This window comes from Leucobacter sp. M11, from assembly GCF_035726885.1.
GTDB lineage: Bacteria > Actinomycetota > Actinomycetes > Actinomycetales > Microbacteriaceae > JAPFRB01.
Genome location: NZ_JAPFRB010000002.1, coordinates 344,685 through 348,834, shown reverse-complemented (window position 1 = coordinate 348,834; position 4,150 = coordinate 344,685). Strand labels below are relative to the sequence as shown.

Here is a 4,150-nt window from a genome sequence, read left to right as displayed (position 1 = left end):
GGTTGCTGTCGCTGGAGTGAGCTTACGACGCGGGCCGGTCAGGGACCAAGCCGAGATGACGCGGGCTGACACGGGCCGTAATGTTGGGGGAACACGCCGCGGGGCGGCGGGAGGCGCGCACCGCGCGCAACGGCAGCAGCACACGAGAGTCTGAGGAGCACAGATGCAGCAGCGGGTGGTCATCACGGGGGCAAGTTCCGGGATCGGGGAGGCAACGCTTCGGCGCTTTGCCGCCGCGGGCTGGGCGACGGTGGCGGTCGCGCGTCGCGCGGACCGGCTGGCGCTCCTGGCCGAGGAGACCGGGGCGCACTCCATCGTGTGCGACGTCACGGACGAGGCGCAGGTCGCCGCGATGGCCGCCGAGGTCGCCGAGACGGGCGGGGCGAGCGTGCTGATCAACAACGCGGGCGGCGCACTCGGCACCGACTCCGTGGAGTCCTCGACGAACGACGACTGGCGGCGGATGTTCGAGGTGAACGTCCTGGGCCTGCGCTCGGTGACCGCGGAGCTGCTCCCGGTGCTCCGCGACGCCTGCTCCGGCGAGGGCACCGCGACGATCGTGAACCTGACGTCAACCGCCGGGCTGAGCGCCTATCCGGGCGGGGGCGGCTACAACGCGTCGAAGTTCGCGGCGCACGCCGTCACCGGGGTGCTCCGGCTCGAACTCGCGGGCGAGCCCATCCGGGTCATCGAGGTCGCCCCCGGACTCGTGCACACCGAGGAGTTCACGCTGAAACGCCTCCGCGGGGACGCCGAGGCCGCCGCGAAACCCTACGCCGAGGTCACCCCGCTCACCGCGGAGGACGTAGCCGGGGTGATTGTCGGAGCCGTCGAGCAGCCCCCGCACGTCAACCAGGACCTGATCGTCCTGCGCCCGGTCGCCCAGTCCAGCGTGTTCCACACGTACCGGGGGCCCCTGGTGGTGAAATCGGGAACGTAGCTATTCGCCTCAGGGGACACGAGCGGTGGAAGGAAAAATACCAAACAGATATACTGGCATTGTGAACTAAAAAACTAACTGGTATATTTACTGCTCGTTCTGTTTTCGCTGACCGAGGAGTTCCCTGAAGATGAGTTTTTCCCAGCTGGTACGATCCCGGCCTGGAGTCGCCCTGCTCCTCGCAGGTGTGCTCGCGCTTGGTGGGGCCGTCGCCACGAACGCCGCCAGCGTGACCCCGGCGCACGCGTCCCCTGAGGCCCCGGGCGAGCTCCTCGCCGCATCGATCGAGATCACCGATGATGGGGTGAGCTTGGTGCCGGGGGATACCTCGGTATCGGATGGAAAGCTCGCCCTGGGGAACGAGGTCTCCTTCCGCTGGGAACTCGAGACGAGTGGCGCGGCGAACCTGCGCCTCGAACAGGGACTTCCCGTGGGCTGGCACTGGGATGTCGACTCGGCGGTGTCCGCAGGTCTCAAGACCGTGTCCGAGGACCTGGGATATCGGTCAAGCTTCCGGGTGGCCGAAGACGGTCGTACCCTTTTCGCGGAGGTCGGCAGTATCTCGGGTGACCAGGACACACAGACGATTCGTTTTGACGGGATTCGAGCGCGTACCGACCGCAACGCGGCGCAGACCGGGGAACAGTACGTCCCGACGCTGATCATTTCCGAGGAAACCGGCTCCCGGCAGGTGACTCCAACGTCGGCCCCGCTTCACCTCGAAACGGTTGGCACGCTCGGAGTCGACCTGCGCGCGGAGTGGTTCAACGGTTCTGGCTGGACTGACCACGGCACACCGGGGGCCCAGATGCAGGAGAGCGTTCACGACTTCGGCTCGGGTGTGGTGGCGGCGGGAGAATCCAGGTTCCGAATCGCTGTGATCCACCCCGAGGGTGTCGGGGAGCGTCCGTATCAGCTGCCCGTTCCCCGAAAGATGTCGGGGACGTTTTCGCTCACCCAAGCCGGGGCCCCCTGGAGTGGCACCGTCGATCTGCTGATTGACAATACGGACTGGAATGCGCTGGACGGCGAGGTCGAGTTCGATCGCGCCGCGGGAACCTTCACGATCACGGTGACCGAGGCGACGGAGGCGACCGACAGCGCTGTTGACCTGTTGTTTTTTGTCCCGCGGAGCGAACTCGGCAACGCGAACGACGCCGACAACGTCCTGCACCTCGAGGCGAGCGTGGCGTTGGAGGAGCCGTGGCGAACCGTTGAGAGCGGGGAAACGGTGACCGAGACGAACACCGCCAATAACCGGTTCAACTCGGTGCTCACCTCGTGGGATGACCCCGCTCCCTGGTCGTATCCAGAGCACGTGGCAGGGCAATTCAAGGGTCCCGGGCTGAACGTGTATTTTGGCGCTGTCGTTCCCGGGGAGGATCTGACGTCAGAGGGCTATTACATGCCAACGATCCAACAGGACCCGGTGACGCAGCGATACACAGTGACTCCGGCCACAGACGTGAGCGTGATGCAACTCTGGAACCCCGCTGATCTCCAACTCAACCCCGATGCTGCCTCGTTCTACGAAGCGTACGGAGAGGACAGCGTCGGCGACCCTCGGACCATCGAGCCCGGTGATCTCCGGTACCTACTCACCACGGACCGGGTGCCCGGGACCGGCCGAGGCGAGTCTCTGGGCGGGGAAGACCTGTCCGCGCTGAACTGGGTGGATGCGGGGGAATACACCGGAGAGCTCGCTCAGGTCAGCGGCGTCCGGGTGGAATATCTCGGCAATGGCGGCGTCTGGGATGCCGGTGGGGTCACCAACTCAACGTCAGAGAGTATCCTCAGCCTCAGCGTGTCCCTGCGTGTGGCTCGAGGAGCCCCAGCCCAGACAGACCCCGAGGACACCGGAGAAGTGCGCCTCGTGCACGCGGGGACGGGCAATCGCGGCTATGCCCTGTGGCCCAGAGTTGAAGAACTCAAGGTTCGATACGGTCAAGGCACGATGACCGCGACCGGGATCGGTCTGGATGCCAACGGAGAGCCGGTGACCCCGGCAACGAAAACGATTCTTGCCGGGCAGGGGGTGCGGTACACGCTTCGACCACAGCTGAAAACAAACCTCTTTGGCGATAAGTTCGGATCCCGAGTCGGCGTGACCAACCTCGAAACTCGGGCGTGCGTCTCCCCGTTTGCCACAAACATCGATTTCACCCCGCTTGACGGCACGCACTGGTCGGCAGAAATCATGACCTCACATCGGGTGTGCGCCGCAGAGGAGACCGAGCTGCGGTTCACGTACCTGCTCCCCGCGACATACCTCGATCCACTCGCCGACATTGTGTTTGATATTGAGACCTCCCAGATCGCTCCGTCGCAGTCCCGGCTGGGCCTGACCGCGGCCCTGTTCGGTGATGGAATCGCGCCGAAAAGCGGTGTGGCCGGGGACGCCGCGGCAACCGCGTCGTTCGACATGAGCGCAGCCCAGCCCAGCGTGGCTCGGGTCGAGCTCAGGACTCCCACACCCGTCGTTGAGGCCCGGACCCCGATGTCCTATCGGGTGCAGTGGTTCAACTTCACCGGAGTTTCCCGGAAGGCCAGCACGTTCGTGGACGTGCTGCCCTACGACGGGGACCCGCGCGGGACGAACGTCTCAGGCGAGGTCGTGCTCACCGAAGCGACCCTGGCCAGTCACGAGGCGACCGGCGCAACGTTGGAACTGACGACCGACCCAAAAATTCGGGAGGGGCAGACGGGCCGAGCACCGGCAACGGGAGTCGACTGGGTCGCCTACGCAGACGCGACCCCGGCAGAGATCAGCGCGGCAACCGCGCTCCGCGTGGCACTCACGGATCACCGACCCGGGCCCGACAGCGTGGGCACCCTGGAGGTCTCCCTGAGCGCTCCGCAGGCGGCCAACGGTGAGATGCTGCAAAACTCGGTGTCCGGGATGCTCGACATCGGCGGCGACAACACGCGCCTGGCGGAGAGCAAACCCGTGAAAATTCGGATTGAATCAGCCGAAATTCGCGGCTCGGTCTGGAACGACGTGAACCGCGACGGCAACCCGGACAACGAGCCCGGTCTCGGCGGGGTGTCGCTTGCTCTGCTGGACCGGGAGGGAACGCCGGTGCTCACCGCTGACGGCACCCCGTGGACCGAGTTCACGGCCGACGATGGCAGCTACCGGTTCCCGGGACTCGCCGAGGGCGAGTACCGGGTGACCGCTGACGCTGGCACGGCAGAGCCCGCAGGCCACTG

Annotated in this window: 2 protein-coding genes; both read left to right on the top strand. The window is 65.9% G+C overall.

The annotated features are described in order from the left end of the window. The first annotated feature begins 163 nt into the window (after window positions 1–163). Window positions 164–940 carry an SDR family NAD(P)-dependent oxidoreductase gene (locus tag OOT08_RS05915; RefSeq protein WP_325091659.1) on the top strand — a complete coding sequence of 259 codons (777 nt, stop codon included), beginning with the start codon at window positions 164–166 and terminating at the stop codon, window positions 938–940. A gap of 130 nt (window positions 941–1,070) precedes the next feature. Next, window positions 1,071–4,150: SdrD B-like domain-containing protein (locus tag OOT08_RS05910; protein WP_325091658.1), on the top strand; the 3,080-nt coding region annotated here is incomplete at its 3' end.